Origin of the sequence: Hymenobacter piscis, from assembly GCF_018760735.1 — a bacterium.
GTDB lineage: Bacteria > Bacteroidota > Bacteroidia > Cytophagales > Hymenobacteraceae > Hymenobacter > Hymenobacter piscis.
On the sequence record NZ_JAHHZN010000001.1, the window covers coordinates 346,233 to 371,187 of the forward strand.

Annotated in this window: 28 protein-coding genes; 17 read left to right on the forward strand and 11 right to left on the reverse strand. The window is 62.2% G+C overall.

Translation table 11 applies throughout. From position 1 onward, the window contains the following. Positions 1 to 3: 3 nt before the first annotated feature. The 3 genes from KLP40_RS01480 to KLP40_RS01490 all read left to right on the forward strand — a co-directional run bounded on the left by KLP40_RS01480 (position 4) and on the right by KLP40_RS01490 (position 2,085). Positions 4 to 765 carry an LVIVD repeat-containing protein gene (locus tag KLP40_RS01480; protein ID WP_215591754.1) on the forward strand — a complete coding sequence of 254 codons (762 nt, stop codon included), beginning with the start codon at positions 4 to 6 and terminating at the stop codon, positions 763 to 765. Next, positions 762 to 1,442 carry a hypothetical protein gene (locus KLP40_RS01485; RefSeq protein WP_215591755.1) on the forward strand — a complete coding sequence of 227 codons (681 nt, stop codon included), beginning with the start codon at positions 762 to 764 and terminating at the stop codon, positions 1,440 to 1,442. Before KLP40_RS01480 ends, KLP40_RS01485 begins: the two co-directional genes overlap by 4 nt. A 67-nt stretch (positions 1,443 to 1,509) precedes the next feature. Beyond that, positions 1,510 to 2,085: a hypothetical protein gene (locus tag KLP40_RS01490; protein ID WP_215591756.1), complete on the forward strand. Its 576-nt coding sequence runs from the start codon at positions 1,510 to 1,512 to the stop codon at positions 2,083 to 2,085. 89 nt (positions 2,086 to 2,174) lie between these two features. Here the strand turns inward: KLP40_RS01490 and KLP40_RS21375 are convergent, their stop codons facing one another. From KLP40_RS21375 to KLP40_RS01505, 4 genes are all read right to left on the reverse strand, one after another. After that, complete coding sequence (locus KLP40_RS21375) at positions 2,175 to 2,309, reverse strand: hypothetical protein (RefSeq protein WP_262898904.1); 135 nt, start codon at positions 2,307 to 2,309, stop codon at positions 2,175 to 2,177. Between the two features lie 63 nt (positions 2,310 to 2,372). Further along, the gene (locus tag KLP40_RS01495) at positions 2,373 to 2,759 is read right to left on the reverse strand and encodes a DUF3037 domain-containing protein (RefSeq protein ID WP_215591758.1); all 387 of its coding nucleotides are present in this window, start codon (positions 2,757 to 2,759) and stop codon (positions 2,373 to 2,375) included. Next, positions 2,737 to 3,528, reverse strand: a complete 792-nt coding sequence (locus KLP40_RS01500) for a HipA family kinase (protein WP_215591759.1) — start codon at positions 3,526 to 3,528, stop codon at positions 2,737 to 2,739. Before KLP40_RS01500 ends, KLP40_RS01495 begins: the two co-directional genes overlap by 23 nt. 230 nt (positions 3,529 to 3,758) lie before the next feature. Then, positions 3,759 to 4,931: an extracellular catalytic domain type 1 short-chain-length polyhydroxyalkanoate depolymerase gene (locus KLP40_RS01505; RefSeq protein WP_215591760.1), complete on the reverse strand. Its 1,173-nt coding sequence runs from the start codon at positions 4,929 to 4,931 to the stop codon at positions 3,759 to 3,761. 185 nt (positions 4,932 to 5,116) lie between these two features. Between KLP40_RS01505 and KLP40_RS01510 the strand changes: the two genes are divergently transcribed. The 7 genes from KLP40_RS01510 (at position 5,117) to clpB (ending at position 11,798) form a co-directional block, all read left to right on the forward strand. After that, entirely contained in the window at positions 5,117 to 6,064 is a 948-nt protein-coding gene (locus tag KLP40_RS01510) for a 1-phosphofructokinase family hexose kinase (protein ID WP_215591761.1), read from the forward strand. A gap of 85 nt (positions 6,065 to 6,149) precedes the next feature. After that, on the forward strand, positions 6,150 to 7,064 hold the full coding sequence (locus KLP40_RS01515) for a DUF808 domain-containing protein (protein WP_215591762.1): 915 nt from the start codon (positions 6,150 to 6,152) through the stop codon (positions 7,062 to 7,064). A 294-nt stretch (positions 7,065 to 7,358) separates the two neighbouring features. Then, positions 7,359 to 7,760: an NUDIX hydrolase gene (locus KLP40_RS01520; protein WP_215591763.1), complete on the forward strand. Its 402-nt coding sequence runs from the start codon at positions 7,359 to 7,361 to the stop codon at positions 7,758 to 7,760. Between the two features lie 90 nt (positions 7,761 to 7,850). Continuing rightward, complete coding sequence (locus KLP40_RS01525; RefSeq protein WP_215591765.1) at positions 7,851 to 8,072, forward strand: type II toxin-antitoxin system Phd/YefM family antitoxin; 222 nt, start codon at positions 7,851 to 7,853, stop codon at positions 8,070 to 8,072. Continuing rightward, the gene (locus KLP40_RS01530; RefSeq protein ID WP_215591766.1) at positions 8,069 to 8,332 is read left to right on the forward strand and encodes a Txe/YoeB family addiction module toxin; all 264 of its coding nucleotides are present in this window, start codon (positions 8,069 to 8,071) and stop codon (positions 8,330 to 8,332) included. Before KLP40_RS01525 ends, KLP40_RS01530 begins: the two co-directional genes overlap by 4 nt. 93 nt (positions 8,333 to 8,425) lie before the next feature. Further along, the gene (imm9, locus tag KLP40_RS01535; protein ID WP_215591767.1) at positions 8,426 to 8,905 is read left to right on the forward strand and encodes an Imm9 family immunity protein; all 480 of its coding nucleotides are present in this window, start codon (positions 8,426 to 8,428) and stop codon (positions 8,903 to 8,905) included. 274 nt (positions 8,906 to 9,179) lie between these two features. Next, entirely contained in the window at positions 9,180 to 11,798 is a 2,619-nt protein-coding gene (gene clpB / locus KLP40_RS01540; protein ID WP_215591768.1) for an ATP-dependent chaperone ClpB, read from the forward strand. A gap of 110 nt (positions 11,799 to 11,908) precedes the next feature. Here the strand turns inward: clpB and KLP40_RS01545 are convergent, their stop codons facing one another. Together KLP40_RS01545 and KLP40_RS01550 are read right to left on the reverse strand one after the other, a co-directional pair. After that, the gene (locus tag KLP40_RS01545) at positions 11,909 to 12,250 is read right to left on the reverse strand and encodes a DoxX family protein (protein ID WP_215591769.1); all 342 of its coding nucleotides are present in this window, start codon (positions 12,248 to 12,250) and stop codon (positions 11,909 to 11,911) included. Positions 12,251 to 12,255: 5 nt separating this feature from the next. After that, on the reverse strand, positions 12,256 to 12,606 hold the full coding sequence (locus KLP40_RS01550; RefSeq protein ID WP_215591770.1) for a DoxX family protein: 351 nt from the start codon (positions 12,604 to 12,606) through the stop codon (positions 12,256 to 12,258). 18 nt (positions 12,607 to 12,624) lie between these two features. Between KLP40_RS01550 and KLP40_RS01555 the strand changes: the two genes are divergently transcribed. From KLP40_RS01555 to rlmB, 3 genes are all read left to right on the forward strand, one after another. After that, positions 12,625 to 12,831, forward strand: a complete 207-nt coding sequence (locus KLP40_RS01555; RefSeq protein WP_215591772.1) for a hypothetical protein — start codon at positions 12,625 to 12,627, stop codon at positions 12,829 to 12,831. A 100-nt stretch (positions 12,832 to 12,931) separates the two neighbouring features. Next, positions 12,932 to 14,134, forward strand: coding sequence for a GWxTD domain-containing protein (locus tag KLP40_RS01560; RefSeq protein ID WP_215591773.1), 1,203 nt, complete (start codon positions 12,932 to 12,934; stop codon positions 14,132 to 14,134). Positions 14,135 to 14,172: 38 nt separating this feature from the next. After that, the gene (rlmB, locus tag KLP40_RS01565; protein WP_317196731.1) at positions 14,173 to 15,198 is read left to right on the forward strand and encodes a 23S rRNA (guanosine(2251)-2'-O)-methyltransferase RlmB; all 1,026 of its coding nucleotides are present in this window, start codon (positions 14,173 to 14,175) and stop codon (positions 15,196 to 15,198) included. Between the two features lie 97 nt (positions 15,199 to 15,295). Here the strand turns inward: rlmB and KLP40_RS01570 are convergent, their stop codons facing one another. Then, the gene (locus tag KLP40_RS01570; protein WP_215591774.1) at positions 15,296 to 15,679 is read right to left on the reverse strand and encodes a hypothetical protein; all 384 of its coding nucleotides are present in this window, start codon (positions 15,677 to 15,679) and stop codon (positions 15,296 to 15,298) included. Between the two features lie 249 nt (positions 15,680 to 15,928). Here KLP40_RS01570 and KLP40_RS01575 point away from each other — a divergent pair, with 249 nt between their 5' ends. Then, positions 15,929 to 17,161, forward strand: a complete 1,233-nt coding sequence (locus KLP40_RS01575; RefSeq protein WP_215591775.1) for an isocitrate dehydrogenase (NADP(+)) — start codon at positions 15,929 to 15,931, stop codon at positions 17,159 to 17,161. 100 nt (positions 17,162 to 17,261) lie between these two features. Here KLP40_RS01575 and KLP40_RS01580 read toward each other — a convergent pair whose 3' ends face one another. Together KLP40_RS01580 and KLP40_RS01585 are read right to left on the reverse strand one after the other, a co-directional pair. Then, complete coding sequence (locus KLP40_RS01580) at positions 17,262 to 18,389, reverse strand: mannose-1-phosphate guanylyltransferase (RefSeq protein ID WP_215591776.1); 1,128 nt, start codon at positions 18,387 to 18,389, stop codon at positions 17,262 to 17,264. Positions 18,390 to 18,577: 188 nt separating this feature from the next. Continuing rightward, a complete protein-coding gene (locus tag KLP40_RS01585) occupies positions 18,578 to 19,555 on the reverse strand; it encodes a KpsF/GutQ family sugar-phosphate isomerase (protein WP_394369957.1) in 978 nt (325 codons plus the stop codon). A 174-nt stretch (positions 19,556 to 19,729) separates the two neighbouring features. Between KLP40_RS01585 and recQ the strand changes: the two genes are divergently transcribed. Next, positions 19,730 to 21,928 carry a DNA helicase RecQ gene (gene recQ / locus KLP40_RS01590; protein WP_215591943.1) on the forward strand — a complete coding sequence of 733 codons (2,199 nt, stop codon included), beginning with the start codon at positions 19,730 to 19,732 and terminating at the stop codon, positions 21,926 to 21,928. 25 nt (positions 21,929 to 21,953) lie between these two features. Here recQ and KLP40_RS01595 read toward each other — a convergent pair whose 3' ends face one another. Next, positions 21,954 to 22,664, reverse strand: coding sequence for a GNAT family N-acetyltransferase (locus KLP40_RS01595; protein ID WP_215591778.1), 711 nt, complete (start codon positions 22,662 to 22,664; stop codon positions 21,954 to 21,956). A 114-nt stretch (positions 22,665 to 22,778) separates the two neighbouring features. Further along, positions 22,779 to 23,201: a BrxA/BrxB family bacilliredoxin gene (locus tag KLP40_RS01600; RefSeq protein ID WP_215591779.1), complete on the reverse strand. Its 423-nt coding sequence runs from the start codon at positions 23,199 to 23,201 to the stop codon at positions 22,779 to 22,781. A 167-nt stretch (positions 23,202 to 23,368) separates the two neighbouring features. On the opposite strand from KLP40_RS01600, the gene KLP40_RS01605 reads away from it, so the two are divergent. Further along, positions 23,369 to 23,662: a hypothetical protein gene (locus KLP40_RS01605; protein WP_215591780.1), complete on the forward strand. Its 294-nt coding sequence runs from the start codon at positions 23,369 to 23,371 to the stop codon at positions 23,660 to 23,662. Positions 23,663 to 23,833: 171 nt separating this feature from the next. Then, positions 23,834 to 24,862, forward strand: coding sequence for a tetratricopeptide repeat protein (locus KLP40_RS01610; RefSeq protein ID WP_215591781.1), 1,029 nt, complete (start codon positions 23,834 to 23,836; stop codon positions 24,860 to 24,862). Positions 24,863 to 24,955 lie beyond the last annotated feature (93 nt).

The following is a 24,955-nucleotide window of genomic DNA, read 5'->3' on the forward strand; positions in this document are numbered from 1 at the left end:
CCGATGAACTACTTTTCCTCCTTCCTGCGGCTGACAGGGGTGCTGCTGAGCCTGTTCTTAACGGCCTGTAACACCAGCAACGATGCCAGTCCGAACCTGGCCGCCGATAACGGGCAGGGTGGCTCCCTGGCTCGCTTTACGGTACTGGGCAACACGCTCTTTGTAGTCGATAACCAGAACCTGCGCCTGTTCAGTCTGACAAATCCGGCCGCACCGCAGCCCGGGCAGGTAGTACCGCTGGGCCTGGGTATCGAAACGATTTACCCGCGCACCCCTTACCTGTTTCTGGGTACCCAGCGCGGCATGTTCATCTTCGATGCCACCGTGCCCGCCCAGCCCCGTCAGGTAGCCTACTACCAACACGTAGCCAGCTGCGACCCGGTGGTGGTGGATGAGCGCTACGCCTACGTAACGCTGCGCGACGGGCGCACCTGCGGCGGCGGGGCCAACCAGTTGCAGGTAGTGGACCTGACCGACCTGTCGGCACCGCACCTGGCCCAGTCCTACCCCATGACGCATCCCATGGGCCTGGGCATCGACAGCACCCTGCTGTTCGTGTGCGACCAGAATCAGCTCAAGGTTTTTGATACCCGCACGACGCCCCAGTTGCCCACGCCCGAAATATTCCCGGTGAACGTGTCCGACGTCATTCCCCACCGGGGGCTGCTGCTCGCCATCGGGCCCGACGGACTTTACCAGTACCGCTACCGCAAGGGCCAGCTCACGGCCCTGAGCAAGCTCGCCGTCAGCCCCACCCGCCAATGAAAGGGTTGCTTATGGGGGTCGGGTTGCTGAGCATCGGCTTGCTTTCGGAGGCCCAGGGCCAGTCGGTGGCGGCCCGGCCGGTTAGGGAGACCGGGCGCCAATGGGGTTTCTCGGTCGATTTGCTGCCGCTGCTGGCCAGTGGCTACCACCTGAGTGCGGAAAGGCGACTGGGGACAAGTAGCCGGCAAAAGGTGGTCCTTACGCCCCAGTTTTACCGGGGCCCGGTCAGTGACCTCACTTCGGACCGGCACGAGGGCGACACCGACCGGGTGCGGGGTTGGGGACTGGCCGCCCAGCATCGTTTCTATCTGGGTCGGCAGGCCACCCCGCTCACGGGCTCCTATTTGGCCTACGGGGTAAGCTACCAGCACTTTGATATGCAGTTCCGGGCCGTAAGCTGGCAGTCGGAGTTGGCTGCGGATGGCCTCTATTACTATCAGAGCCGCCTGCGCAACCAAACCGAAGCCATTGACCGCTACGGCGCCAGCATAGTGGCAGGCCAGCAGATGGAGGCCACTGGCACGCCCTTTTTTCTCGATTTCTTCCTGGGCCTGGGATGGCGCCACGCCACCTCCCGGACTACCCTGCCCGGCCGGCACTTCGCCGCTACCCCCCGCGACTACGGCAAGGCGGGCGCTTACCTGCCGATAGGTTTCCGGTTGGGGTGGCACTTATGAGCCCCGGACGGCCATAACCCGGTCCGGCAGAACGGAGTAACTAGAACACGTCCTATTCCTCCGTCTCATGCAAACCACCCGTATTTTCTCCGCCGATTCCGAAGCCGCCCTCTGGGAGCAGGTCACGGCCGACCTGGGCCGCCAGGCCGACCTCTACGACTACCGCGCCGAACTCTGCCAGCAGCACTACCGGGTGTGGCTGGAAATTGACATCGATCTGGGCGGCGGCTTCGAGGGCGGCTACGAAATCACGACGCTGCGGGCCGAGGTACCCGGGCGGCCCACCCTCCACTTTGCCCTCCACGAGCAGGACTGGATCCACGAGCTGGGCAAGCTGCTGGGGCTGCAAGACGTGGAACTGGGCTTCGCCGACCTCGACAAAACGTTCATCATCACCACTAACGACGCCAGCGCCCTGCGCCAGCTACTGGCTGAGCCCGACGTGCACGCCATTCTGCTGCGCCACCCGGCCGGCCGCCTCACCCTGGCCCCCGCCTCCGACGAAGCCCACGCCCCCGTTGTGCTCACCTTCAGCGAGGAGCGCGCCCTGCTGGAACCCGAGCAGCTGCGGGAAATCTACCACCTGCTGCTGCGCCTGCTGCAACAGTTGGCCCCGGCCCCGCTCACCTTTCCTCCCCTGTAAGGAATCCTGAGCTTTCTAAAACACCCCGGCCCGGCCGCAACTATTGGGTTGCGGCCGGGCCGGGGTGTTTTTCAGGGATGAAATCCGACTTAACGGCCGGGAATGATGCCCACCAGGTGCAGTACCCAGAACAGGCAGTAAACGGCCGGAATGAACAGAGCGTAAGCCCACCAGGGCAGGCGGTTCAGGCCGCGTTGTACGGGCCATTTGCTGTAAACTTCCATAGTTTCCCGAGTAGAAGGTGAGTTGACTCCCGGAATATACAGAAATTCGCATCAATCTCATTTTCAGGACACCAGCTGCCCAAACAGCTGCTCCAGCGTAGCGCCGGCGTCTTCGCAGAGGCCCGGGTGCACGGCCGAGGTCTGGACCACCGTGCTGCGGGTGGCCGTGAGCCAGCGGAAGCGGGCGGCCACGGCCAGCTGCCCGATGGGCCCGCCCTCCCGGCGGCCGGCGCAGATGCGCTCAAATGCCCGCAGGCGGGCCCGCAGGTCGTCGAAATCCAGCTCGGAGGAGGTGAAGGCGCGCAGGCGGTCTTCGGGCAGGTGGCAGCGGGTTTGCAGAAAGCCCTGGGCGGCGCAGTACAGAATCACGCCCACGTTCAGAAACTCCTCGCGCTCCACGCGCGGGACCACGCGCAGCACGGCGTACTCAAATAAGTGCTTGTCGGGCATTTTCGGCTTCCTGAACAAAGGTGGAAGAAGCGGCCAGGCGGGCCGTCAGGAACTGCACGTACTGGGCGCGCTGCTCGGCCGGGGTCAGGTCGGGCTCCTGCAGCCACTCATCGGGCACCAGCGCCACCACGGCCTCAATAACGGCGGGCGTGAGGCGGGCGTGGCCCGCGGCATCGGCAGCGGCCAGGGCCGTGGCTTGGGGCAGCAGCACGTGGTCTTTTATCTGCGGAAACGGGCGCGGCCTGGGGGCCGCCCAGCCGGCCCCGGCGTGGTGCACGTAGAGGGCCGCGCCGTGGTCGATGAGCCAGAGCTCCCGGTGCCACATGAGCAGGTTGGTGTTGCGGGCGGTGCGGTCCACGTTCAGCGTCAGGCAGTCGAGCCACACGATGAGCGAGGCCAGCTCGGGCTCCACGTCGAGCAGCAGCGGGTCGAAGGTACTGGCGCCCGAGAGGAAGTGCAGGGCCAGGTTCAGGCCGGTGCTGAAGCGCAACAAATCCTGGATTTCCTCGTCGGGCTCGGTGCGGCCGAAGGCTTCGCTCAGGTGAATAAATACCAGCTCGGGCATGCGTAAGCCCAGTTGCCGGGCCAGCTCGCCCACCACCAGCTCGGCAATGAGCGCCTTCAGCCCCTGGCCCGCGCCCCGGAACTTGACCACGTACATAAATCCGTCGTCGGCTTCCACCAGGGCGGGCAGGGAGCCGCCTTCGCGCAGCGGAATCACGTAGCGCGTGACGTCAACGGTTCTCAAGGCAAGGGCAGGAGCCGACATACGGAGCAACAAAATCAGAAGGGAAGGACAAAGAACGGACAAACCGCGGGGTTTCGCGGCGGAAAAGTGGAAAACGGGAATGACTTGAAGTAGTGCCGAAAGCAGGTTGTTATGCCGAGCGGAGCGCGGCATCTCGCGTGCTGACGTTGAGTTACCATTCCAACGTCAGCACGCGAGATGCCTTGGCTCCGCTCGGAATGAGGGCCTTTTATTACTGACGCCCTCCTGACCTATTCTGCCACTTTCACCAACTGCCGGTACAAGGGCTGGCCATTGACTTCGGCGCGGAGCCAGTAGGTGCCGGGGGCCCAGCCCTGGGTGCTCAGCAGCAGGCTGCCGTCGGCGGCGCGGCGCAGGGCGGCGGGCACGCGGCGGCCTACGGCATCCGTCACCTGCGCCTGGGCCGGGTCGAGGGTTCCCTGGGTCAGACGCACGCTCACCGTTCCGCGCACGGGGTTCGGGGATACCGTCAGGCGTCCCGATTCGGGCCGGGTGGCGGGCGTGGTGGCCGTTACGAGGCCGCTGAGCTGGTAGCGGCGCAGAAAGCGCCACACTACCTTGCTGGCGTCCATGTCGCGGTTCGTGACGCCGATGTTGACGGGGGCGCCGGGCCAGGTGTGGCCGCCCCCGATGATGCGGTAATGCTCCACCACGCTGCCGTTGCGCCCCCCACTGAATACCTGCCGCTCGGCTGTGCTGCCGTCGTTGGGGTCGAGGTCGGGCAGCTGGGTGATGAGGGGCGTGGGGTTGCAGCCGTTGCGCCGGGCCCAGGCCGCCACCAATTCCGGAATCGGCACAAACACCGCGTTGCCCGCGTAGGGCACGGTGCCGTCGGCGGTGCCGTGGATTTCCAGCACCGGCACCGCCCGGGCCGGCGTGCAGGCCGCCACGTGGCTGCTGGCCATGCTGCCCGTGACGGAAGCAATGGCGGCCACCCGGTTGCTGAGCTGGCAGGCCAGTTCATAGCTCATAAAGCCGCCGTTGCTCATGCCGGTGCTGTACACGCGCTGGGCGTTGACGCGGTATTTGGCGCTGATGGAGTCAATAAGCGCACTCAGGAAACCTACGTCGTCGGGTCCACCCAGGGCGTAGGGCAGGAAGGTATTCCAGTAGCGCCGGTTGGTGCCGTCGAGGGTACCGTTGGGGTGCACTACCAGGAAGTTGGCCGTGTCGGCAATGGCGCGGAAGTCGCCGTACTGCTCCTGTTCCACGTTGTTGGAGCCGTAGCCGTGCAGGTTCAGCAGCAGGGGCACGGGCTGGGTACCGGTGTAGGCCTTGGGCAGGTAGAGGCGGTAGTCGCGCACGACGCCACCGAAGCGGATGGAGCCCGTAACGGTTTGCTGGGCGGGGGCGGTGAGGCCGGCCAGCACCAGGCCGGCCGTAAGCAGTACGGAACGCATCATCGGAAAAAGAAGAAAAGCAGCGTGCGAAAGCCGGTGGAAAACACCCAAAATCGGGCGCCTTCTTTTAAAGACGGATAAACCCGCGCTATGTTTAGCCGTTGGAAGCCTGCAAGCCCCGGCCGCGGGCTCCGCTCCGGGCCGCTCATCAGCGCCCGCCGCCCCTTCACTGACTTACGTTTTTGCCCATGTCCCGCATCGTTACGCTCACGCTCAACCCCACCGTCGATAAAAGCACCACCGCCGACCAGATTCTGCCCGACCATAAGCTGCGCTGCACCAAGCCCAAGTTTGAGCCCGGCGGGGGCGGCATCAACGTGTCGCGGGCGCTCAGGCGCCTGGGTACCGATTCGGTGGCCGTGTTTCCGGTGGGCGGCCCCAGCGGGGTGCTGCTGCGCCAGCTGCTGAGCGCGGAGGAAATCGAGCAGCGCCCCATCGAAACCGAGGGCTGGACCCGGGAAAACTTCATCGTGGTAGATAGCTCCTCGGGCCAGCAGTACCGCTTCGGCATGCCCGGCGCCGAGCTGCAGCCCGAGGAGCAGCAGCGGGTGCTGCGGGCACTCGAAGAGTTGCCCCGGCATCCCGAGTTTCTGGTCATCAGCGGCAGCCTGCCCCCCGGCGTAGCCCCCGAGTTTCTGGTGGAGGTGGTGCGGGCGGCCAAAGCCCAGGGCGTGCGGGTAATTGCCGATACTTCCGGCCCCGCCCTGCGGGCCCTGCTGCAGGAAGGCGTGTACCTGACCAAGCCCAACGTGGGTGAGCTCAGCAAGATGACCGGCGTGGAGGAGCTCGACAACGAGGCCGTGGCCGACGCGGCCCGCCAGCTGGTCGCCAGCGGCCAGTCCGAGGTGGTGGTGGTATCGATGGGCCCCCAGGGCGCCTGCGTGGTGTCGGCCGCCGGCACCGACTACATCCCGGCCCCGTCGGTGAAGAAGCGCAGCACCGTGGGCGCCGGCGACAGTATGGTGGCCGGCCTGGTGCACGGGCTGGCCACGGGCCGCAGCCTGCGCGAAACGGCCCGCCTGGGCGTGGCCTGCGGCTCGGCCGCCACCATGAACCCCGGCACCGAGCTCTTCAAAAAAGCCGACGTGGACAAGCTCTACCAGTGGCTGCTGCACACCATGCCGGCCCAGGCCTAGCCCGCTCCCCAATTCACTCCTCCCCAATTCACTCCTCCCCAATTCACTCCTCTCTGTTTCCTCCCTCACTCTCGCTCCTCGTTCTATGGCCTCAGGTCTGGTAGCTCTTCTCGATGATATTTCCGCGCTGGTAAAAGTCAGTGCCGCCAGCCTGGACGATGTGCCGGCCCAGGTGGCCAAAACCACCGGCAAAGTTTCCGGCATCGTCATCGACGACACGGCCGTGACGCCCAAATACGTGGTCGGCCTCGACCCTTCCCGGGAGCTATCCATTATCTATCAGATAGCCCGCAAGTCGCTCTTCAACAAGCTGGTGCTGCTGAGTCCGGCGGCGCTGGTGCTGGGCTATTTCGCGCCCTGGGCCATCACGCCCATTCTCATGCTGGGCGGAGCCTACCTGTGCTTCGAGGGCTACGAGAAAGTCCACGAGCTGTTCATCGGCCCCACCCACGGCCCCGTGGCGGCCGAAGCCCTGCCCGTGATTACGCCCCAGGAGCTGGAGCAGCAGCGCGTGGCCGGCGCCGTGCGCACCGATATCATCCTCTCGGCCGAAATCATGGCCATTGCCTACAGTCAGGTTGCCGATCAGCCCATCGTGAACCAGATAGCGGTGATGGTGGCCGTGGCCGTGTTCATTACCGTGGCCGTGTACGGGTTTGTGGCCCTCATCGTAAAGGCCGACGACTTTGGCGTGCACCTGGCCCAGACCGGGAACCATGCCACTACCCAGCAGTTGGGCCGCGGCATTGTGCGCTTCATGCCCCACTTTCTGAAGATTCTGAGCTACGTAGGCACGGCGGCCATGCTCTGGGTGGGGGGCGAAATCATTGCCCACGGCATCCCATTCACGGCCCACCTGTTGCACGAGCTGGAAGTGTCCCTGGCGCATCTGCCCATTCTGGCCTGGCTGGCCAAAGCGCTGAGTTGCGCCATCGGGGGCCTGTTCGTGGGCTTCGTGGTGGAAAAACTGGTGGGGCTGGTCAAGAAACTGCGTTCCTGACCACCGTAGCGCCCGCCACCACTGCCCCTGCCAACCCCGGCCCTGAGCGTTTCGGCAATCAGGCCGCCGGCGGGTGAGCAGCTGAATAGCCGTCGGCAACGGAGCAATGTGCTGAGCGAAGATGTAGTCAGAGCCAGACCTGCTAAACCTAATCCATACACCCTGTCTGTTATGTCCTATTCTCCTAAAAAGCCCGAACTGCCCGCCTGGGTGTTTCTGGCGCTGCGCTTCGGCTCGGTGGCGCTGGTAGCGGTGGTAGCGTACGTTGTAGTGCGCTGCTCGTAATCCACCCGTATGCCCCTCATCGATAAAATTGCCTGGCTGCACCTGCACAACGGCCGCATCCTGAGCACCCGCAGCTGGGGCAAAGACCGGTACTACCTGCCCGGCGGCAAGCGCGAGCCGGGCGAAACCGACGCCGACACGCTGCTGCGCGAAATCCGGGAGGAGCTGACCGTAACGCTGGACCCGGCCAGCCTGCAGTTGCGCGGCGTGTTCACGGCCCCCGCCCACGGCCACGCCCCCGACGTGCTGGTGCAGATGACGCTCTACGCCGCCACCTACTCCGGCCAGCTGCAGCCCGCCGCCGAAATCGAGGAAATCGTCTGGCTCACCTACCGCCACCGCCCCCAGGTTTCGGCCGTCGACCAGCTGATTTTCGACTGGCTGCGGGAAACAGGCGAGCTGGGGGAGTAATAGCTAGGCTGAACTGCCCCGACAATTGCCTGTAGATGCGCAGACAGTTGGGCTTGGGAACCATCCCGGAATCAGCTAGTTTTGAATAGTATGAAAATCACGCTGGAAGTCCCCGACCACAAGGCCGCCTTTATGATGGAGCTGCTGCAAAGCCTGCCCTTCGTGAAAGCCACGCCGGCCCGCCGCAAAGCCAAGCCGCAGGACGAAACGGAGTACCTGCTAAGCTCCCCGGCCAACGCCAAGGCGCTGATGGAAGCCATCCAGCGCATAGATGCGGGGCAAGTGGTGGAGCGTGGCCTGATTGAACCATGAGGCTGCAATGGGACGAGCAAGCGTGGCAGCAGTATGTAGACTGGCAGGCTGCTGACGGTAAGATTATCCTCAAAGTCAACGCGCTGATTAAGGAATGTCAGCGCACTCCATTCAGCGGTACCGGTAAGCCGGAGGCCCTGAAGGGAAATCTACGCGGCTATTGGTCCCGTCGCATCACGCAGGAGCACCGCCTGGTTTACCGCATTGAGGGAGATATTCTACTTATTCTCCAGTGCCGCTATCACTACGGCGACAGGTAGATTCCTCCCCCGCTCTCAGCGACACCTTGCGGCCTGTGGTTCCTCCGATTCGGATTGGGTAATTGCTGTAATTAACTAATAATAGCTAGAAGGATGAATTCGAAGATAACTCACACTTCAAATGTAATTAGTTTTACAGACATTGGATTTAAATCAAAAGAGATACAAACTACAATCAAAAGTTATGTTGAAAGAACTATGAAAACAATACACGCTGATTCTTTAACCGATTGGCAAATTATATTCAATATAGTATATAGCAGTGATCAACGCAGTCTGATAAGACTTTACAAACAATATCCTTCGTATAAGAAGACTAAGCAAAAAGAGCTATTCATTCATATTCCAATTCCAATCAAAAGCGTTGTCGACTGGGGTGTTGAAGAAAGTCAACTTGTGAATTTACCAGTTCAGATGAATGAAAATAAGTATTGCTCTTACATAGACATTGATTTCAAAGTATTTCACAATCGAAATGATTACATTATCGCTGCAGCCCACAAAGCAATAAGGCTATGTTTTGAACAGGGCTTTACTGTTAATGGCGTGAGTGTAATAATTAAATCTGCATAGTATTTCGATTGCAATCTACTTCCTACTGCAGTTTCGCAAACAATATAGAAACGCAACAATTTGCATCTCCGCTGCAGCACGCGTATACCATTCAAGATGCGGCTATAAAAATCAGAACACTTCAAAAGCACAAAAATGACAAAATAGCATTTTAAAATACATACACCACACTAAAACAAGCCAAAAAGTCAGCAAAAACCCTCTCGCACCCCGTTTGCTATGCCCCTCGTAGAACCTTCCACTGCGAAGTCTCACCCTACGACGAAAGCAAACCATGAACTTTAATAACTATACCATCAAGGCGCAGGAGGCCGTGCAGAAGGCCACCGAACTAGCCGGCGCCAACCAGCAGCAGGCCATTGAAACCGGCCACCTGCTGAAGGGCCTGTTCCAGAGCGACGAGAACGTGCTGTCGTTTGTGGCCAAGAAGCTGGGAGCCAACCTCAACATCCTCACGCCCCGCCTCGACGCCATCGTGGCCGCCTACCCCAAGGTGAGCGGGGGCTCGCCCTACCTCGCCAACGAAACCGCCGCCGCTTTGCAGCGCGCCACCGGCTACCTCAAGGAGTTCCAGGACGAGTACGTGTCGGTGGAGCACCTGCTGCTGGGGCTGCTCAGCGGCAAGGACGCCGTGGCCACCCTGATGAAGGACGCCGGCTTCAACGAGAAAGACCTGAAAGCGGCCATTCTGGAGCTGCGCGGGGGCCGCAAGGTCACGTCGCAGTCGGCCGAGGACCAGTACCAGAGCCTCAATCGCTACGCCCGCAACCTCAACGAGCAGGTGCGCACCGGCAAGATGGACCCGGTGATTGGCCGCGACGAGGAAATCCGCCGGGTGCTCCAGATTCTGAGCCGGCGCACCAAGAACAACCCCGTGCTGCTGGGCGAGCCGGGCGTGGGCAAAACCGCCATTGTGGAGGGCCTGGCCCAGCGCATCGTGGCCGGCGACGTGCCCGAAAACCTGCGCGACAAGGTGATTATGAGCCTGGACATGGGTTTGCTCATTGCCGGGGCCAAGTATAAAGGCGAGTTTGAGGAGCGCCTCAAGGCCGTCATCAAGGAAGTAACCGACTCGGATGGGCAGATTATCCTGTTCATTGACGAGATGCACACCCTCATCGGGGCCGGCGCGGGCGGCGATGGGGCTATGGACGCGGCCAACCTGCTCAAGCCGGCCCTGGCCCGCGGCGAGCTGCACGCCATCGGGGCCACCACGCTCAAGGAGTACCAGAAGTACATTGAGAAGGACAAGGCCCTGGAGCGCCGTTTCCAGGCCGTGATGGTAGACGAGCCCACCATGGAGGACGCCATCAGCATCATGCGCGGCATCAAGGAGAAGTACGAGTTGCACCACGGCGTGCGCATTACCGACGACGCCGTTATTGCCGCCGTGGAGCTGAGCAGCCGCTACATCACCGACCGGTTTCTGCCCGACAAGGCCATTGACCTGATGGACGAGGCCGCCGCCAAGCTGCGCATCGAGCTGAACTCCATGCCCGTGGAGCTCGACGAGGTGCAGCGCCGCATCATGCAGCTGGAAATTGAGCGCGAGGCCATCCGCCGCGAGGAAAACCACGACCGGGAAGCCGTGCTCAACAAGGACATTGCCGACCTCTCGGCCCGCCGCGACGACCTGAAGGCGCAGTGGGAAAACGAGAAATCGGCCCTCACCAGTATCCAGACCGAAAAGGAGAACATTGAGCGCTACAAGCTGGAAGCCGACCAGGCCGAGCGCCAGGGCGACTACGGCCGCGTGGCCGAGCTGCGCTACGGCAAAATTCAGGAAGCCGAAGCCAAGCTGAAGGAGCTGCAAGCCCAGGCCGAAGCCGACAAGGGCAAGGAAGGCGGCTCGATGCTACAGGAAGTGGTGACCCACGAGGACATTGCCGACGTAGTGGCCAAGTGGACGGGCATTCCGGTGAGCAAGATGCTGCAGTCGGACCGTGAGAAGCTGCTGAACCTGGAGGCCGAGCTGGGCAAGCGCGTAGCCGGCCAGTCGGAGGCCATTGCGGCTATTTCTGATGCTGTACGCCGCTCCCGGGCCGGGTTGCAGGACCCCAAGCGGCCCATCGGCTCGTTCATCTTCCTGGGCACGACCGGTGTAGGCAAAACCGAGTTGGCCAAGGCCCTGGCCGAGTACCTGTTCAACGATGAAAACGCCATGGTGCGCATCGACATGAGCGAGTTTCAGGAGCGCCACGCCGTGAGCAGGCTGATTGGGGCGCCTCCCGGCTACGTGGGCTACGACGAAGGCGGCCAGCTGACCGAGGCCGTGCGCCGCAAGCCGTACTCGGTGGTGCTGCTCGACGAAATCGAGAAGGCCCACCCCGACGTGTTCAACATCCTGCTGCAAGTGCTGGATGATGGTCGCCTCACCGACAACAAGGGCCGGGTGGCGAACTTCAAGAACACCATCATCATCATGACCTCGAACACCGGGGCCGACATCATTCAGCAGAATTTCAAGGAGCTGAACGAGTACAACCACGATGAAGTGGTGGACCGCACCCGCGAGGAAGTGGTGGACCGCCTCAAGCAGCACATGCGCCCCGAGTTCCTGAACCGCATCGACGAGATTGTGATGTTCCAGCCGCTCAAGCGCAAGGAAATCCGCAAAATCGTGGACATCCAGTTCCGCCAGATTCAGCAGCGCCTGGAAGAAGCCGGTATCCGCCTGGCTGCCTCCGACGACGTGCTGGACTTCCTCGGCGAGCAGGGCTTCGACCCCACCTTCGGGGCGCGGCCGCTCAAGCGCGTTATCCAGCGTTTAGTGCTCAACGAGCTGTCGAAAGACATTCTCTCGGGCCGCGTGAGCAAGGACGCCGTGGTGGAAGCCGTGCTGGAAGACGGCGGCATCCGCTTCAACAACGTGGAGATGCCCGCCGTGGGCTAAGTGGATTGGAGTAAACAGAAAAGCCCCGCTGGCGTTGCGCCAGCGGGGCTTTTTGTGTGTCAGCCTGTCTGCCCCGGGCACAGGTTCTGCGCTCCGTCTGAATATGCCCGTTAGTAGGCCCGCAGCGACTCGTAGAAGAGGTACGCGTTCAGCAGCATGAACAGGAACGAGGGCAACGACAGCCAGAAACCGTCCTTGATTTTCATCCGGACGCCGAAGCCCAGCAGCATCAGCACGGCCAGCCCGCCGGACGCCACCGACAGAATCAGCGAAACCTGCAGGCCCACCAGCAGCCCCAGCGCCCCCAGGATTTCCAGCACGGCCGTCAGCGGGCCGAACTTGGCCAGACCGTAGCGCTTGAACTCGTCTTTAAGCTTTTGGGAAGTGAAGTAGCTGACGCCGTAAAACAGAAACGACAGGGCCGAAAGCCAGATCAGAATAGTAGTGGTCATCAGGCTCAGTTGGCAAGAAGGCCCGCGTGGGCCGCAGCCACGAACAGCGACAACAGCAGCAGCAGCAACGACGGCACGTACTTATGCCAGGGGTTGCGCACCTTGATATGAGCCAGCTGAGCGCACAGCATCAGCAAGGCCATCAGCAATGCCGGCACCAGCACCAGGCCCGGATACCAGATGCCCGCGACCAGCAGCGTGGCCAGCGCAATTTTGGCGGCCCCCACCATCGTGCGCACCAGGTCGGGCAGGCCGTACTGCTTGAATTCCCTGACGATGTTATCGAACCGAAACACCCAGACGACAACTATCGAGAGGGCAATAACGAGCTGCGCAAGTACGACGGTGGCAGGCATACGCGAAAGAATGACACGGTGGAAAAACACACGGCCGCCGGCAGGACAGCCTTCCGGCAGCGCAACGACCGGGCCGGTTACGGCAACGATACTGCTGAGCTCTGGTCGGTAACCGGCACCGGCCGCAACAAGTTTTCGTTCTGGCCCCAGGTGCTGCCGCTGGTGTGGCTGCCGCGCATGGCGCAGGCGGGCCGCCCATTTACGGCCGCCGCCGCAATGGCGTAGCGTAAAGAACGCACGGTTTTTGACCGCCCCTCTACCGACCTGCGGCAGTTTGCGGCTGATCGTCGGCCGCTCTTACTTCACCACTTATCTTCCGTCCTCTATGAAATACATCCTTACCCTGCTGCTTTTCCTGGTGCTGGCTGCCGCCGCTGCCGCCGCGCCGCGCCGCGACTTTGCCACCCAGTACCGGCCCGAACGGCGCATTGCCGTGGATACCCGCCGCGAGGGCGACAGCCTGCGCGTGTACCTGCGCTTCCCCAACCGCGGTCTGCTGCGGCGCGGTTTTCCGCTGCACGTCGTCGGCTGGGCCGATTTCGACGCCCGCAAGCCCCTCTGGCAGGATACCGTGCGCCAGCTGGCCCGCCGCCTGCGCCCCGACGGCGACGCGGCCCGCATCAGCTTTACGCTGCCCCTGAGCCAGTTGCGCAGCGGCTCAGTGCTGAGCATGGCCATCGGGCCGGCCGAGGAGGCCACCAGCGGCGACGCGGCCTGGCTGCGCCTCACCCCCGACTACCTGAATCGTAACTTCATCCTCACCGACTCGGTGGGCCAGCCCCTGCTGCGCCGCTACCTCCAGGCCCGGGAAGTGTTCGGGGTGGATGCCTACGGCCCGAATCAGGAGCTGAGCGCCTACCGATACCCGCTCAGCTCGTTGGCCGCCGCCCCGCCCATGGCCGGACCGGGGGCGCTGGGGCCGCAGCCGCGCACGCTCAGCGCCCAGGATTCGGCCCGGTTCCGCGCCGACCAGCTGCTGCGCCTGCCGGCCGGGCTATACCTGTTGCGGGTGGGCACGGGGCCGCGCACGGGGCTGCTGGTGGAAGAAAACCAGTTTCCGGAGCTCACTACGGCCGATGAGCTGATTGCCCCGCTGATCTACGTAACGACTTCCGCCGAGCGGCAGAAGCTATTCGATGCCCCCGAGCCCAAGAAGGCCGTGGACCAGTTCTGGCTGGGCGTGGCCAACAACAGTCAGCCGGCGGCCCGCCTGCTGATCCGCACGTTTTACGGCCGGGTGGCGGAGGCCAGTCAACTTTTTTCGGCCCACAAAGCCGGCTGGCTCACCGACCGGGGCATGCTGTATCTGGTGCTGGGGCCGCCCGAGAGCGTGTACCGGGTGGGCTCGGAGGAGCGGTGGGTGTACCGCCGCGACCCGGAGCGCAGCGGCACGTTCATCTTCCGCGCCAAACCCAGTACCTTTGCCCCCAACAACTACGAACTGGTGCGCCGCCCCGAGTATGAATCGCTCTGGTATGCCGCCGTGGAGCAATGGAGAAAAGGACGAACCGCCCAGCCCGGCCGCTGAATGAACGCCGCCAATTTTTTGACTCGGAAAACCGCCCCGTGCCCAACCGCCGCCCGAATCCGCGCGACGACGGCCGCCGGGCCGATGATAACCGCCGCTTCGAGGGCAGCCGGGCCGACGACGACCGTTTCGAAACCAGCCGCGCCGACGACGGCCGCTTCGACGATAATCGGGGCGACGACAACCGCCCCTTCGGCCGCCGGCCCGAAGGCGAGCGGGGCGGCCGCAGTGAAGGCAGCCGGGGGGAGGGCGGACGCGGCGAAGGCCGGTTCTCCGACAAGCCACGCTACCCCCACCGCCCGGCCCAGGACCGCAGCATCGATATGATTTTCGGGCTCCGGCCCATCCTGGAAGCCCTGAGCGCGGGCCGCACCCTCGACAAGGTGTTCCTGCTGCGCGGCACCAAGAACTCCCTCACCCAGGACATTACGGCCCTGGCCAAAGCGGCCAACGTGCCCGTGTCGATGGTGCCGGTGGAGAAGCTCGACAACATCACCCGCAAAAACCACCAGGGTGCCGTCGCCTTCGTTTCGCCGATTGACTACATGCCCCTGGACAGCATTCTGGCCGGGCTCTACGAGGAAGGCAAAACCCCGCTCCTGCTGGTGCTGGACCGCATCACCGACGTGCGCAACTTCGGCTCCATTGCCCGCAACGCCGAGTGCCTGGGCGTGCACGCCATTGTGGTGCCCAGCCACGGCGCGGCCCAGATCAATGGCGACGCGCTCAAAACCTCGGCCGGCGCCCTCAACCTGATTCCGGTCTGCCGGGAGCACAACCTCAAGCAAACCCTCACCTTCCTGCGCGAATCGGGCGTGCAGGTGGTGGCCTGTACCGAGAAATCGGACGCCAGCCTGGAGGCCGAAACCGTGGACCTGACCGGCCCGTTGGCCATCCTGATGGGCTCGGAGGAAGACGGCATCAGCCCCGAATACCTGCGCCTCGCCGACCATAAGCTCCGCATCCCAATGGCCGGCCAGATCAGCTCCCTGAACGTCTCGGTAGCCAGCGGCATCATGCTCTATGAGGTGCTCCGCCAGCGGCTTTCTTCAAGTAAAAATTAAGAGTTAAAAATTAAAAATCGGGCCGTTCTGCTCCTCATTGCGAGGTAGTAGAACGGCCCAATTTTTAATTTTTAACTCTTAATTTTTAACTCCCTTTTCAAGATAACAGCCCCGCTTTGCGGGCGGCACTGATGAGCTGGGGGGCATTTTTGAGGGTGGCGGCCACGAAACGCTTGCCGGATTCCTTGACTTCGTCCTTGGTGACTTCGGCCGCTTCTTCGCGCACGAATTCGCTTAGCGTGTGGAAGGCCTCGCGTAGGGCCTCGTGCCGGGGGCGCTCCTCCCGCAGCTGGGCCTGCACCAGGGCCAGCTGCTCCCGGATTTTCTCGCGGCGGGAGCTGAATACCGAATCGTGGCCGACGTGGGGGCGGATGCGTTCCACCAGCTCCAGCAGGGGCCGCAGGCGGGACGTGGTCAGCACCACCGAGTCGGCAAGCTTGTCGCGCTTGCGCAGCGGCGGGGTGGACTTGGGGAAAAGCATACGGGGTATCAGAGAGTATGGCGGGCGACTCAGGCGAAGCCGGGAACCTGAAAAATACTGCGGCAGCCGGCAGATTGACAAATCCAACCCGGCTCCCCAAAACCTTACGGGCCCTTTGAGCGGTTATGATGCGGCCGGCTTGCGCAGCGGTTGTTATCTTTCCGCCGACGAATACGTCTGCGGGTGGCTTCTGCCAGCCTACAATCGGTAGCATCAGCGGCCCTATCATCCTTTCACATCCCCCCATCCATGACCAAAATCAAGGTAGCAAATCCAGTTGTTGAGCTGGACGGCGACGAAATGACGCGCATCATCTGGAAGTTCATTAAGGACAAGCTGATTACGCCGTACCTCGAACTCGATATCAAGTATTACGACCTGGGCATTGAGTACCGCGACCAAACCAACGACCAGGTGACCATCGACGCGGCCAACGCCATCAAGCAGTACGGCGTGGGCATCAAGTGCGCTACCATCACCCCCGACGAGCAGCGGGTGGAAGAATTCGGCCTCAAGCAGATGTGGAAGTCGCCCAACGGCACCATCCGCAACATCCTCGACGGCACCGTGTTCCGCGAGCCCATCGTGATGAGCAACGTACCCCGCCTCGTACCCAACTGGACGGCCCCGATCTGCATCGGCCGCCACGCCTTCGGCGACCAGTACCGGGCCACCGACTTCGTGACCAAGGGCAAGGGCAAGCTCACCGTAACCTTCCAGCCCGAGGATGGCGGCGAAACCCAGTCGTTTGAGGTCTATAACTTCAAGGGCGACGGCGTGGCCCTGGCCATGTACAACACCGACGAAAGCATCCGCGGCTTCGCCCACGCCTGCTTCAACCAAGCCCTGAGCAAGGGCTGGCCCCTGTACCTGAGCACCAAGAACACCATCCTCAAAAAGTACGATGGCCGCTTCAAGGACCTGTTCCAGGAAATCTACGAAGCTGATTACCTGACCAAGTTCAAGGAAGCCGGCATCACCTACGAGCACCGGCTGATTGATGATATGGTGGCCTCGGCGCTGAAGTGGAACGGCAACTTTGTGTGGGCCTGCAAAAACTACGACGGCGACGTGCAAAGTGACACCGTGGCCCAGGGCTTCGGCTCGCTCGGCCTGATGACCTCCGTGCTGGTGACGCCCGATGGCGGCACCATGGAGGCTGAAGCGGCCCACGGCACCGTGACGCGCCACTACCGCGACCACCAGAACGGCAAGCCCACCTCCACCAACCCCATCGCCAGCATCTTCGCCTGGACCCGGGGCCTGGAGTTCCGCGGCAAGCTCGACGGCAACCAGGAGCTCATCGATTTCTGCCACGCCCTCGAAGCCGTGTGCATCGAAACCGTGGAAAGCGGCAAAATGACCAAAGACCTGGCCGTCTGCATCCACGGCAACAAAGTGGAGCACGGCCGCGACTACCTCTACACCGAGGAATTCCTGGCCGCCCTGGACGAAAACCTGAAAGCCAAACTGGCGAAGTAGAGCTTCGTTGTTTGTGCTTAGTGCATAGAAAAGCCTGTCATCCGTTACTTGGATGACAGGCTTTTCTATGCACTAAGCACAAACAACGAAGCTCTAAAACCTAATTGTACCCCACGCCCTTCTTCGATTTCACGTCGGCCACGAAATCCTTGACGCGCTGCTCCTCAGTGCGCTTGCAGATGAGCAGCACGTTGTCGTACTCGGCCACGATGTAGCCGTCGAGGCCCTGCACGACGACCAGACGGTCGGAGGGCGTTTTGATGACGCACTCCTTGGTGTCGTACAGCAGGGCGTTGCCGTCCACCACGTTCTCGTCGGCGTCGTGGTGGCCCATGCGGTGCAGGGAGTCCCAGGTACCCAGGTCGCTCCACCCGAAGTCGGCGGGCAGCACGTACACGTTGTCGGCCTTTTCCATCACGCCGTAGTCGATGCTGATGTTGCGGCACAGGCTGTAGGCCCGGGAGATGAACTCTTCCTCCCGGGGCGTACCCAACTGGTCGGCACCCTCGTCGAAGACCTCGGCAATGTCGCTCAGGTAGTGGTGGAAGGCCTGCACGATGGCATCGGCCCGCCACACGAACAGACCGGAATTCCAGAGGAACTCCCCGCTGTTCACGAACATCTGGGCCAGCTCCAGATTGGGCTTTTCGGTAAAGGTTTTCACCTTGCGCAGCTCCGGCGGGAAGGCCCCGTCTTCGTGCCCGGGCATGGTTTGCACGTCCTGGGCTTTCACGGCATCATCGAGAAACTGGATGTAGCCGTAGCCGGTATCGGGGCGGGAAGGCTGAATGCCGAGCGTGATGAGCACGTTGTGGGTGCGGGCCCCGTCGAGGGCGGTGCGGATGGCGGCGCGAAAATTCTCCTCGTGCATCACGGCGTGGTCGGCGGGCGTCACCACAATCACGGCCTCGGGGTCGAGGCGGGCAATGCGGTAGCTGGCGTAGGCAATGCAGGGCGCCGTGTTGCGGCCGATGGGCTCGCCCAGAATCTGGTCGGCGGCCAGCTCGGGCAGGTGCTGGTGCACGAGCTCCATATAGTCGCGGTTGGTCACCACGAACACGTTCTCGGGCGGGCAGATGCCCCGGAACCGGTCGACGGTGAGCTGGAGCATGGAGCGGCCCAGACCCAGCACATCGTGAAACTGTTTGGGATGATGCGTGCGGCTGAAGGGCCAGAAGCGGCTGCCAATGCCACCGGCCATGACCACCAGGTAGGTATGTTGTTCCATGAGCGCCAAACCAGATATTGCTGCGTGAGAGAGAAAGCGCACGGACCATCGACGGCGGTGCGTCTTGGCCACGTTCACCCAAGGTACGGAAGTAGAATTTCTACTGAATCAGAAAAGTCAAACCTACAAAAATTCTGATTTATATAACAATTTTACTAATTATTTTAACTTAAATAACTTCACACTCCTTACACTAGCCCTTCTCGCAGCAAATCGTGCAGATGAATAAAGCCGTTGAAGCGGCCGGCCTCCGTGACCAGCAGCTGGGTGATGTTGCGGGCCTGCATCCGGGCCAGGGCCTCCACGGCGAAGTCGTCCACGTCCACCGTCACGGGATTGGGCGTGAGAATGTCCCGGGCCCGCACACTCTGCAGCCGGCCCTCGTAGGTGGTCAGCATGCGGCGCAGGTCCCCGTCGGTGATGATGCCGACCAGGGCCCCACCTTCGGCCAGCACGGCCGTGGCGCCCAGGCGCTTGCCTGATATTTCGAGAATGATGTCCTTGAGCGGGGCCGAGTCCGCAACCTGGGGCTGCTGGTTCTGACGGCTCAGGTCGCCTACTTTCAGGTAAAGCTGCTTGCCCAGGGTGCCGCCGGGGTGCAGGTGGGCAAAATCCTGGCGCGAGAACTCCCGGCTTTCGAGCAGGCACACGGCCAGCGCGTCGCCCAGGGCCAGGGCGGCGGTGGTGCTGGTGGTGGGCGCCAGGTTGTGGGGGCAGGCTTCGCTGGCCACGGGGGCGTGCAGGATGTAGTCGGCCTGCTGGGCCAGGTAAGAGTCGGCGTTGCTCACCAGGGCCGCCAGGGGCACGCCCTTGCGCTTGAGCAGGGGCACGAGTACCTTGATTTCGGGCGTATCGCCCGATTTGCTGATGGCAATGACGAAGTCGCCGGCCTGAATCATGCCCAGGTCGCCGTGGATGGCGTCGGCGGCGTGCATGAACAGGGCGGGCGTGCCGGTGGAGTTGAAGGTGGCCACCATTTTGCCCGCGATGTGGGCGCTCTTGCCGATGCCCGTGACCACCACCCGACCGCGCAGGGTGAGGATGGCTTCTACGCATTGTGCAAAGTCGGGCCGCTCGTCGAGGGCCGCGGCTACGCCTTGGATGGCTTCCGCTTCCTGCTGAAGCACATTTTTTGCGAGCAAGTTGAGTTCGGTATGCGGTTTCAATCTAAATTTGGTATTGTGTTTCGAAAGTGAAGCCGCCAGCAGCGCCCCTGACTCCGGTCAGCGGCCCGCTCCTAACTTCTTCGCTGCGAATACTATAAAATCCTTAGATTGAGTCTAGCGACCCCTACGGGTGGCCGCCCAATCTACCAACCAATTGAGCAAGTGAGGATGTCGATGCCAGCTGTGAAACAACAAGTGCCGCCAGAAGCTGATTTGAAGGGCAAGTTAAAGGAAGTTTTTGGGTACGGACAGTTCCGCGGAGTCCAGGAAGACATCATTCAGAACGTCATCCAGGGCCACAACACCTTCGTGATTATGCCCACCGGCGCCGGCAAAAGCCTGTGCTACCAGCTGCCGGCCCTGGTGCTGCCCGGCACGGCCATCGTGATTTCGCCCCTCATTGCCCTGATGAAAAATCAGGTAGACCAGCTCAACGCCTTCGGCGTGAACGCCCAGTTCCTGAACTCCACCCTCTCCAAATCGGAGATGAACCGGGTGAAGCGCGACGTGATCAGCGGCGAGGTGCGCCTGCTGTACGTGGCGCCCGAGTCGCTGACCAAGGACGAAACCATCGAGTTTCTGCACAAGGCCACCATCAGCTTCGTGGCCATCGACGAAGCCCACTGCATTTCGGAGTGGGGCCACGATTTCCGGCCCGAGTACCGTAAAATCCGCGGCATTATCGACAACCTCGGGGCCAACGTGCCCATCATTGCCCTCACGGCCACGGCCACGCCCAAGGTGCAGCAGGACATTCAGAAAAACCTGCAGATGGATGATGCCTCGGTGTTCAAAACCAGCTTCAACCGCACCAACCTGTACTACGAAGTCCGGCCCAAGCACAACACCAAGAAGCAGCTGATTCAGTACGTGAAGCAGCGCAAGGGCCAGGCCGGCATTGTGTACTGCCTGAGCCGCAAGAAGGTGGAGGAAATTGCCGAGCTGCTGCGCGTGAACGACGTGCGCGCCCTGCCCTACCACGCCGGCCTCGACCCGCAGGTGCGCATGCACAACCAGGACGCCTTCCTGCACGAGGAGTGCGACGTAATTGTGGCCACCATCGCCTTCGGCATGGGCATCGACAAGCCCGACGTGCGCTTCGTGATTCACTACGACACGCCCAAGAGCATTGAGGGCTACTACCAGGAAACCGGCCGCGGCGGCCGCGACGGCCTCGATGGCGACTGCCTGATGTTCTACAGCTACGACGACATCGTGAAGCTGGAGAAGTTCAACAAGGACAAGCCCGTGACGGAGCGCGACAACAGCAAGCTGCTGCTCCAGGAAATGGCCAACTACGCCGATTCGGCGGTGTGCCGGCGCAAGCAGCTGCTCCACTACTTCGGGGAGGCGTTTGAGAAGGACTGCGGTTTCTGCGACAACTGCCGCCACCCCAAGGAGCGGTTCGAGGCCAAGAACGAGGTGCTGCTGGCCCTGAAAGCCGTGGTGCAGACGGGCGAGCGGTTCGGGCTGGACCACATCGGCACGGTGCTCATGGGCCTGTCGAATCCCCACGTCATCAGCTACGGCCACAACAGCCTCCCGATTTACGGCGAGGGCAAGGACCACGACGCGCAATTCTGGCACTCCTTGCTGCGGCAGACCTTACTTAACGGCCTGCTGGCGAAGGATGTGGAAAATTTTGGCGTTATTCGGATTGCCCAGAAAGGCCTTGATTTCATCGAAAATCCGCATTCCATGAAACTCACCAAAGACCACAACTACGACGAGGAAGTAAAGGAGGAGCAGCAGCAGGAAGACGTGCAGCTGGCCGCCGGCCACGACGAGGCGCTGTTTGAGATGCTCAAGGCCCTGCGCAAGAAAGTGGCCGCTCAGAAGAACCTGCCGCCCTACGTGCTGTTCCAGGATCCTTCGCTCAAGGAAATGGCCACTACCTTCCCCACCAAAATGGAGGATCTGGCCCACGTGTCGGGCGTAGGCCAGGGCAAGGCCCAGAAGTTCGGCACGCCCTTTCTTGCCCTGATCAAGCAGTACGTAGAGGACAACGACATCACCACCGCCGCCGACGTGGTGGTGAAATCAGCGGTCAACAAGTCGAAAATCAAGATTTACATCATCCAGCAGATCGACAAGAAGATGGATCTGGAGGAAATTGCCTCCTCCAAGGGCCTCGACATGCGGGAGTTGATGGAGGAAATCGAGCACATCTGCTACTCCGGCACCAAGCTCAACCTGGGCTACTACATCAACGGGGTGCTGGACCAGGAGCGGCAGGAAGAAATCTACGACTACTTCATGACGGCCAGCACCGACAACATCGCCGCGGCCCTCAAGGAGCTCGGCACCGATGAGTACACCGAGGAAGATCTGCGCCTGATGCGCATCAAATTCCTGAGCGAAGTAGCGAATTAGGGGTTAGAACCTGACCCGTAATCGATTATAGCCATACGTGATACACCAATTCCTCATGTTCCAGCACGAAACCTTCGCGGTGATAGAGGCGGCAGGCGGGATTAGTAGCCTGGGTCACAAGCTGAACTGCGGTGTGGCCCGCCGCGGCCGCCCGGCAACGGGCCGCTTCAATAAAGGCGGCCCCGATGCCCTGCCCCCGGCTGGCGGCTTCCACGGCCATAAGCTCCATTGCTGTGCGCTGGTTCTTTTCCCTCAGCGTCAGAAAACCCAGGGGCACCGGGCTGGAAGCGGGTTGGTAAAGCAGCACTTCCTGCCCTGATTCGCCGCGCAGTGCCTGGCCCAGCCACAACTCGTACAGCCGCGGGCATACCGTGGGGGCAAAGTGGGGATCCTGCTGAAAGCGCGAATAGGTCCCGGCCTGAGGAGCCAGCGCCCGTAGGGCGGGGCTGTAAGTGCGGGTGGGCCGGATACTTGCCGGCAACCTGGTGGGTTGCCCCGGCAGTACTGGAAGCCGGAGCCGGACTTTGCGGTCGGCTAGCACGGCCTGGGGGCACTCCTGCAAGGCTGCCGCGGCCACTGCCCCGGGTGCCACAAAGCAGTAGAGCAGGCGGTAGCCCTGGGCTCGGGCCCGGAGGAGCAGGTCGGTGAGGCCGGCGTTCGACCAATCCGCATTCTGGACATTCGCCACGGGAAAGCCCAAAAAATCGGAGTCCCAGGGTAAGGGCTGCAGGAGCACGGGCAAGCAGGTTAGAGAAGCGGAAGCAGCAATAGTGCAGGTAAACACACGGAAGCCCGCAGCTGCTGGCCGCGGGCTTCCGTGTTCAGGGACAGCAGTACATTATACTACTGCCTAGCAGTACTCTTCAAAAGCGCCCTGCAGGTTGTTGACGATGCGCATCAGGTCGTTGCCTTCGATGTGGTAGCGCTCAATCATGTGCACCAGCTCGCCGTCCTTGAACAGGGCAATGCAGGGGCTGCTGGGCGGGTAGGGCAGCATGTGTTCCCGGGCCTTGGCTACGGCTTCGGTTTCCATACCGGCAAAGACGGTCACCAGTTTGGCGGGCTTCTTATCGGAGCTGGAAACGGCCATTTTCAGGGCCGGCCGCGCTTTGGCAGCGGCGCAGCCACACACCGAATTCACGGCCACCAGAACGGTGCCGCTGTCGGCGGTGAGGGCGCTGTCAACTTCTTCGGGGGTCATGAGTTGCTCGAAACCAGCCTCGGTGAGGTCCTGGCGGATGGGCGCAACCATGTATTCGGGATAGGTGGCCATAGGTGAAAGCTAGGCGTTAAAAAATGTACTTCTCGGCGGACACGTTGTCCGGCGGCGACGTAAAATTACGCAACTGCTGCTGCATCGTCGCCAACAATAGCTGAAACCCCGGCTGGCCGGCAGAAGTTTACTCGTTGATATTCTTCCGCACCTCTCCCCTCGGTTATATGACCTACGCTGCCTTCCTCGATTCCCAAACCCAGCCCGACGCTCCCGCTGGCCTGTCGGCCCTGCTCGAAGCCCTCTGGTACGCCGGCCGCGACGAGTGGCATAAGGCCCACGCTATTGCCCAGCAGCACGAAGATGTCCCCCTTTTCGACTGGCTGCACGCCTTTCTGCACCGCCAGCAGGGCGACGCCGACAATGCCGCCTATTGGTACCAACGGGCCAACCGGCCGGTTTTCGCGGGCTCGTTGCGCCACGAGTGGCAGGAACTGGTACGCACCCAGCTGCCGGAGTAACGGGACGTAAACCGAAAAACGGAGTCTATTCCATCTTGTCAAAAGACAATACGCAAACTTATTGAGCCGACGGAGGCCGCCGATTCAGCAAATAAATTTACATTTATCCCGCGCCTCTCAAACCGGCGGGATACGATGCGAAAGACTGTTCTCCTCTCCCTTAGTATACTGTTGAGCGCGGCTGCGGCCCAGGCTCAGGTAGATTCCGTGCGGGCCTCCACCCTGCCGCCCGACCAGCAGGCCGAGCGCCTCTACAACAGCGGAGTGGCCAAATTCAACCAGAAAAGCTACCGCGCAGCCCTGCTCGATTTCGATAAGGCCCTGACCGTGAAGCCCGATTTCGCCAAGGCCTACTACAACCGGGCGGCCGTGCGCTACGAGCTCAAGGAATATCAGCCGGCCGTGCAGGACTATAACCAGGCCCTGCGCATCGACCCCAATACGTTTACGCCCTACTTCGGGCGGGCCCAGGCTGAGGAGGCCCTGAAGCAGACCGAGGAAGCGGAGCGCGACTACGGCAAGGCCGCCGAGCTGAAGGCCGATTACGCCCCCGCCTGGTACTACCGCGGCGCCCTGCGCTTCGAGCGGGCCGATTACGCGGGCGCCAAGGCTGATTTCGACGCCGCCCTCAAGGCCGACCCCGCCTACGCCTACGCCTGGCACGACCGGGCCAGCACGCAGCGCCAGCTGGGCAACCTGCCCGCCGCCATCCAGGACTACACCCAGGCCCTCAAGCTGCAGCCCGAGCTGCTGCCGGCCCTGCTCAACCGGGCCGGTACCCGCCGCCGCGCCGGCGACCTGAAAGGGGCCTTGCAGGACTACAACGACTACCTGAGCAAAAAGCAGGACAACGCCCTGGCCTACACCAACCGCGGCGCCGCCCGCTACGAGCAAGGTGATTACAAGGGCGCCGCCGAGGATTTTGGCAAGGCCGTGGAGCTGGATCCGGGCTACGCCTTTGCCTGGAACAACCGCGCCGCCGCCTACCTCAAGCTCGAAGACTACCCGAAGGCTGAAGCCGATGCCAGCAAAGCCATCAGCCTGAGCAAGGAGTACGCCGAGGCCTACCTCAACCGGGGCCACGCCCGCGAAATGCTCCGCCAGCCCGATGCGGCCTGCCAGGACTGGCGCCGGGCCGCTGAGCTGGGCCTGGAAGTGGGTCTGACCCACGCGGCCAACTCCGGCTGCGGCGCCGAGTAAGCCGGCCCCGGCCGGACAACCGGCGTCCGGTATCCGCCTGATTTTGTTGAAGTTCACCCTGAACGGGCGCGGCCCCGCGCTCCTACCCTGCTA

Excerpts from the sequence above, each read along its gene's own strand:
- KLP40_RS01530 (WP_215591766.1), top strand. The coding sequence starts at position 8,069 with ATGAGGCTGCAATGGGACGAGCAAGCGTGGCAGCAGTATGTAGACTGG.
- KLP40_RS01570 (WP_215591774.1), bottom strand. The coding sequence starts at position 15,679 with ATGCTTTTCCCCAAGTCCACCCCGCCGCTGCGCAAGCGCGACAAGCTT.
- KLP40_RS01600 (WP_215591779.1), bottom strand. The coding sequence starts at position 23,201 with ATGGCCACCTATCCCGAATACATGGTTGCGCCCATCCGCCAGGACCTC.
- KLP40_RS01605 (WP_215591780.1), top strand. The coding sequence starts at position 23,369 with ATGACCTACGCTGCCTTCCTCGATTCCCAAACCCAGCCCGACGCTCCC.
- clpB (WP_215591768.1), top strand. The coding sequence starts at position 9,180 with ATGAACTTTAATAACTATACCATCAAGGCGCAGGAGGCCGTGCAGAAG.
- KLP40_RS01510 (WP_215591761.1), top strand. The coding sequence starts at position 5,117 with ATGTCCCGCATCGTTACGCTCACGCTCAACCCCACCGTCGATAAAAGC.
- KLP40_RS01560 (WP_215591773.1), top strand. The coding sequence starts at position 12,932 with ATGAAATACATCCTTACCCTGCTGCTTTTCCTGGTGCTGGCTGCCGCC.
- KLP40_RS01575 (WP_215591775.1), top strand. The coding sequence starts at position 15,929 with ATGACCAAAATCAAGGTAGCAAATCCAGTTGTTGAGCTGGACGGCGAC.
- KLP40_RS21375 (WP_262898904.1), bottom strand. The coding sequence starts at position 2,309 with ATGGAAGTTTACAGCAAATGGCCCGTACAACGCGGCCTGAACCGCCTG.
- KLP40_RS01550 (WP_215591770.1), bottom strand. The coding sequence starts at position 12,606 with ATGCCTGCCACCGTCGTACTTGCGCAGCTCGTTATTGCCCTCTCGATA.
- KLP40_RS01480 (WP_215591754.1), top strand. The coding sequence starts at position 4 with ATGAACTACTTTTCCTCCTTCCTGCGGCTGACAGGGGTGCTGCTGAGC.
- KLP40_RS01495 (WP_215591758.1), bottom strand. The coding sequence starts at position 2,759 with ATGCCCGACAAGCACTTATTTGAGTACGCCGTGCTGCGCGTGGTCCCG.
- KLP40_RS01520 (WP_215591763.1), top strand. The coding sequence starts at position 7,359 with ATGCCCCTCATCGATAAAATTGCCTGGCTGCACCTGCACAACGGCCGC.
- recQ (WP_215591943.1), top strand. The coding sequence starts at position 19,730 with ATGCCAGCTGTGAAACAACAAGTGCCGCCAGAAGCTGATTTGAAGGGC.
- KLP40_RS01500 (WP_215591759.1), bottom strand. The coding sequence starts at position 3,528 with ATGTCGGCTCCTGCCCTTGCCTTGAGAACCGTTGACGTCACGCGCTAC.
- KLP40_RS01525 (WP_215591765.1), top strand. The coding sequence starts at position 7,851 with ATGAAAATCACGCTGGAAGTCCCCGACCACAAGGCCGCCTTTATGATG.
- KLP40_RS01515 (WP_215591762.1), top strand. The coding sequence starts at position 6,150 with ATGGCCTCAGGTCTGGTAGCTCTTCTCGATGATATTTCCGCGCTGGTA.
- KLP40_RS01490 (WP_215591756.1), top strand. The coding sequence starts at position 1,510 with ATGCAAACCACCCGTATTTTCTCCGCCGATTCCGAAGCCGCCCTCTGG.
- KLP40_RS01485 (WP_215591755.1), top strand. The coding sequence starts at position 762 with ATGAAAGGGTTGCTTATGGGGGTCGGGTTGCTGAGCATCGGCTTGCTT.
- imm9 (WP_215591767.1), top strand. The coding sequence starts at position 8,426 with ATGAATTCGAAGATAACTCACACTTCAAATGTAATTAGTTTTACAGAC.
- KLP40_RS01545 (WP_215591769.1), bottom strand. The coding sequence starts at position 12,250 with ATGACCACTACTATTCTGATCTGGCTTTCGGCCCTGTCGTTTCTGTTT.
- KLP40_RS01505 (WP_215591760.1), bottom strand. The coding sequence starts at position 4,931 with ATGATGCGTTCCGTACTGCTTACGGCCGGCCTGGTGCTGGCCGGCCTC.
- KLP40_RS01580 (WP_215591776.1), bottom strand. The coding sequence starts at position 18,389 with ATGGAACAACATACCTACCTGGTGGTCATGGCCGGTGGCATTGGCAGC.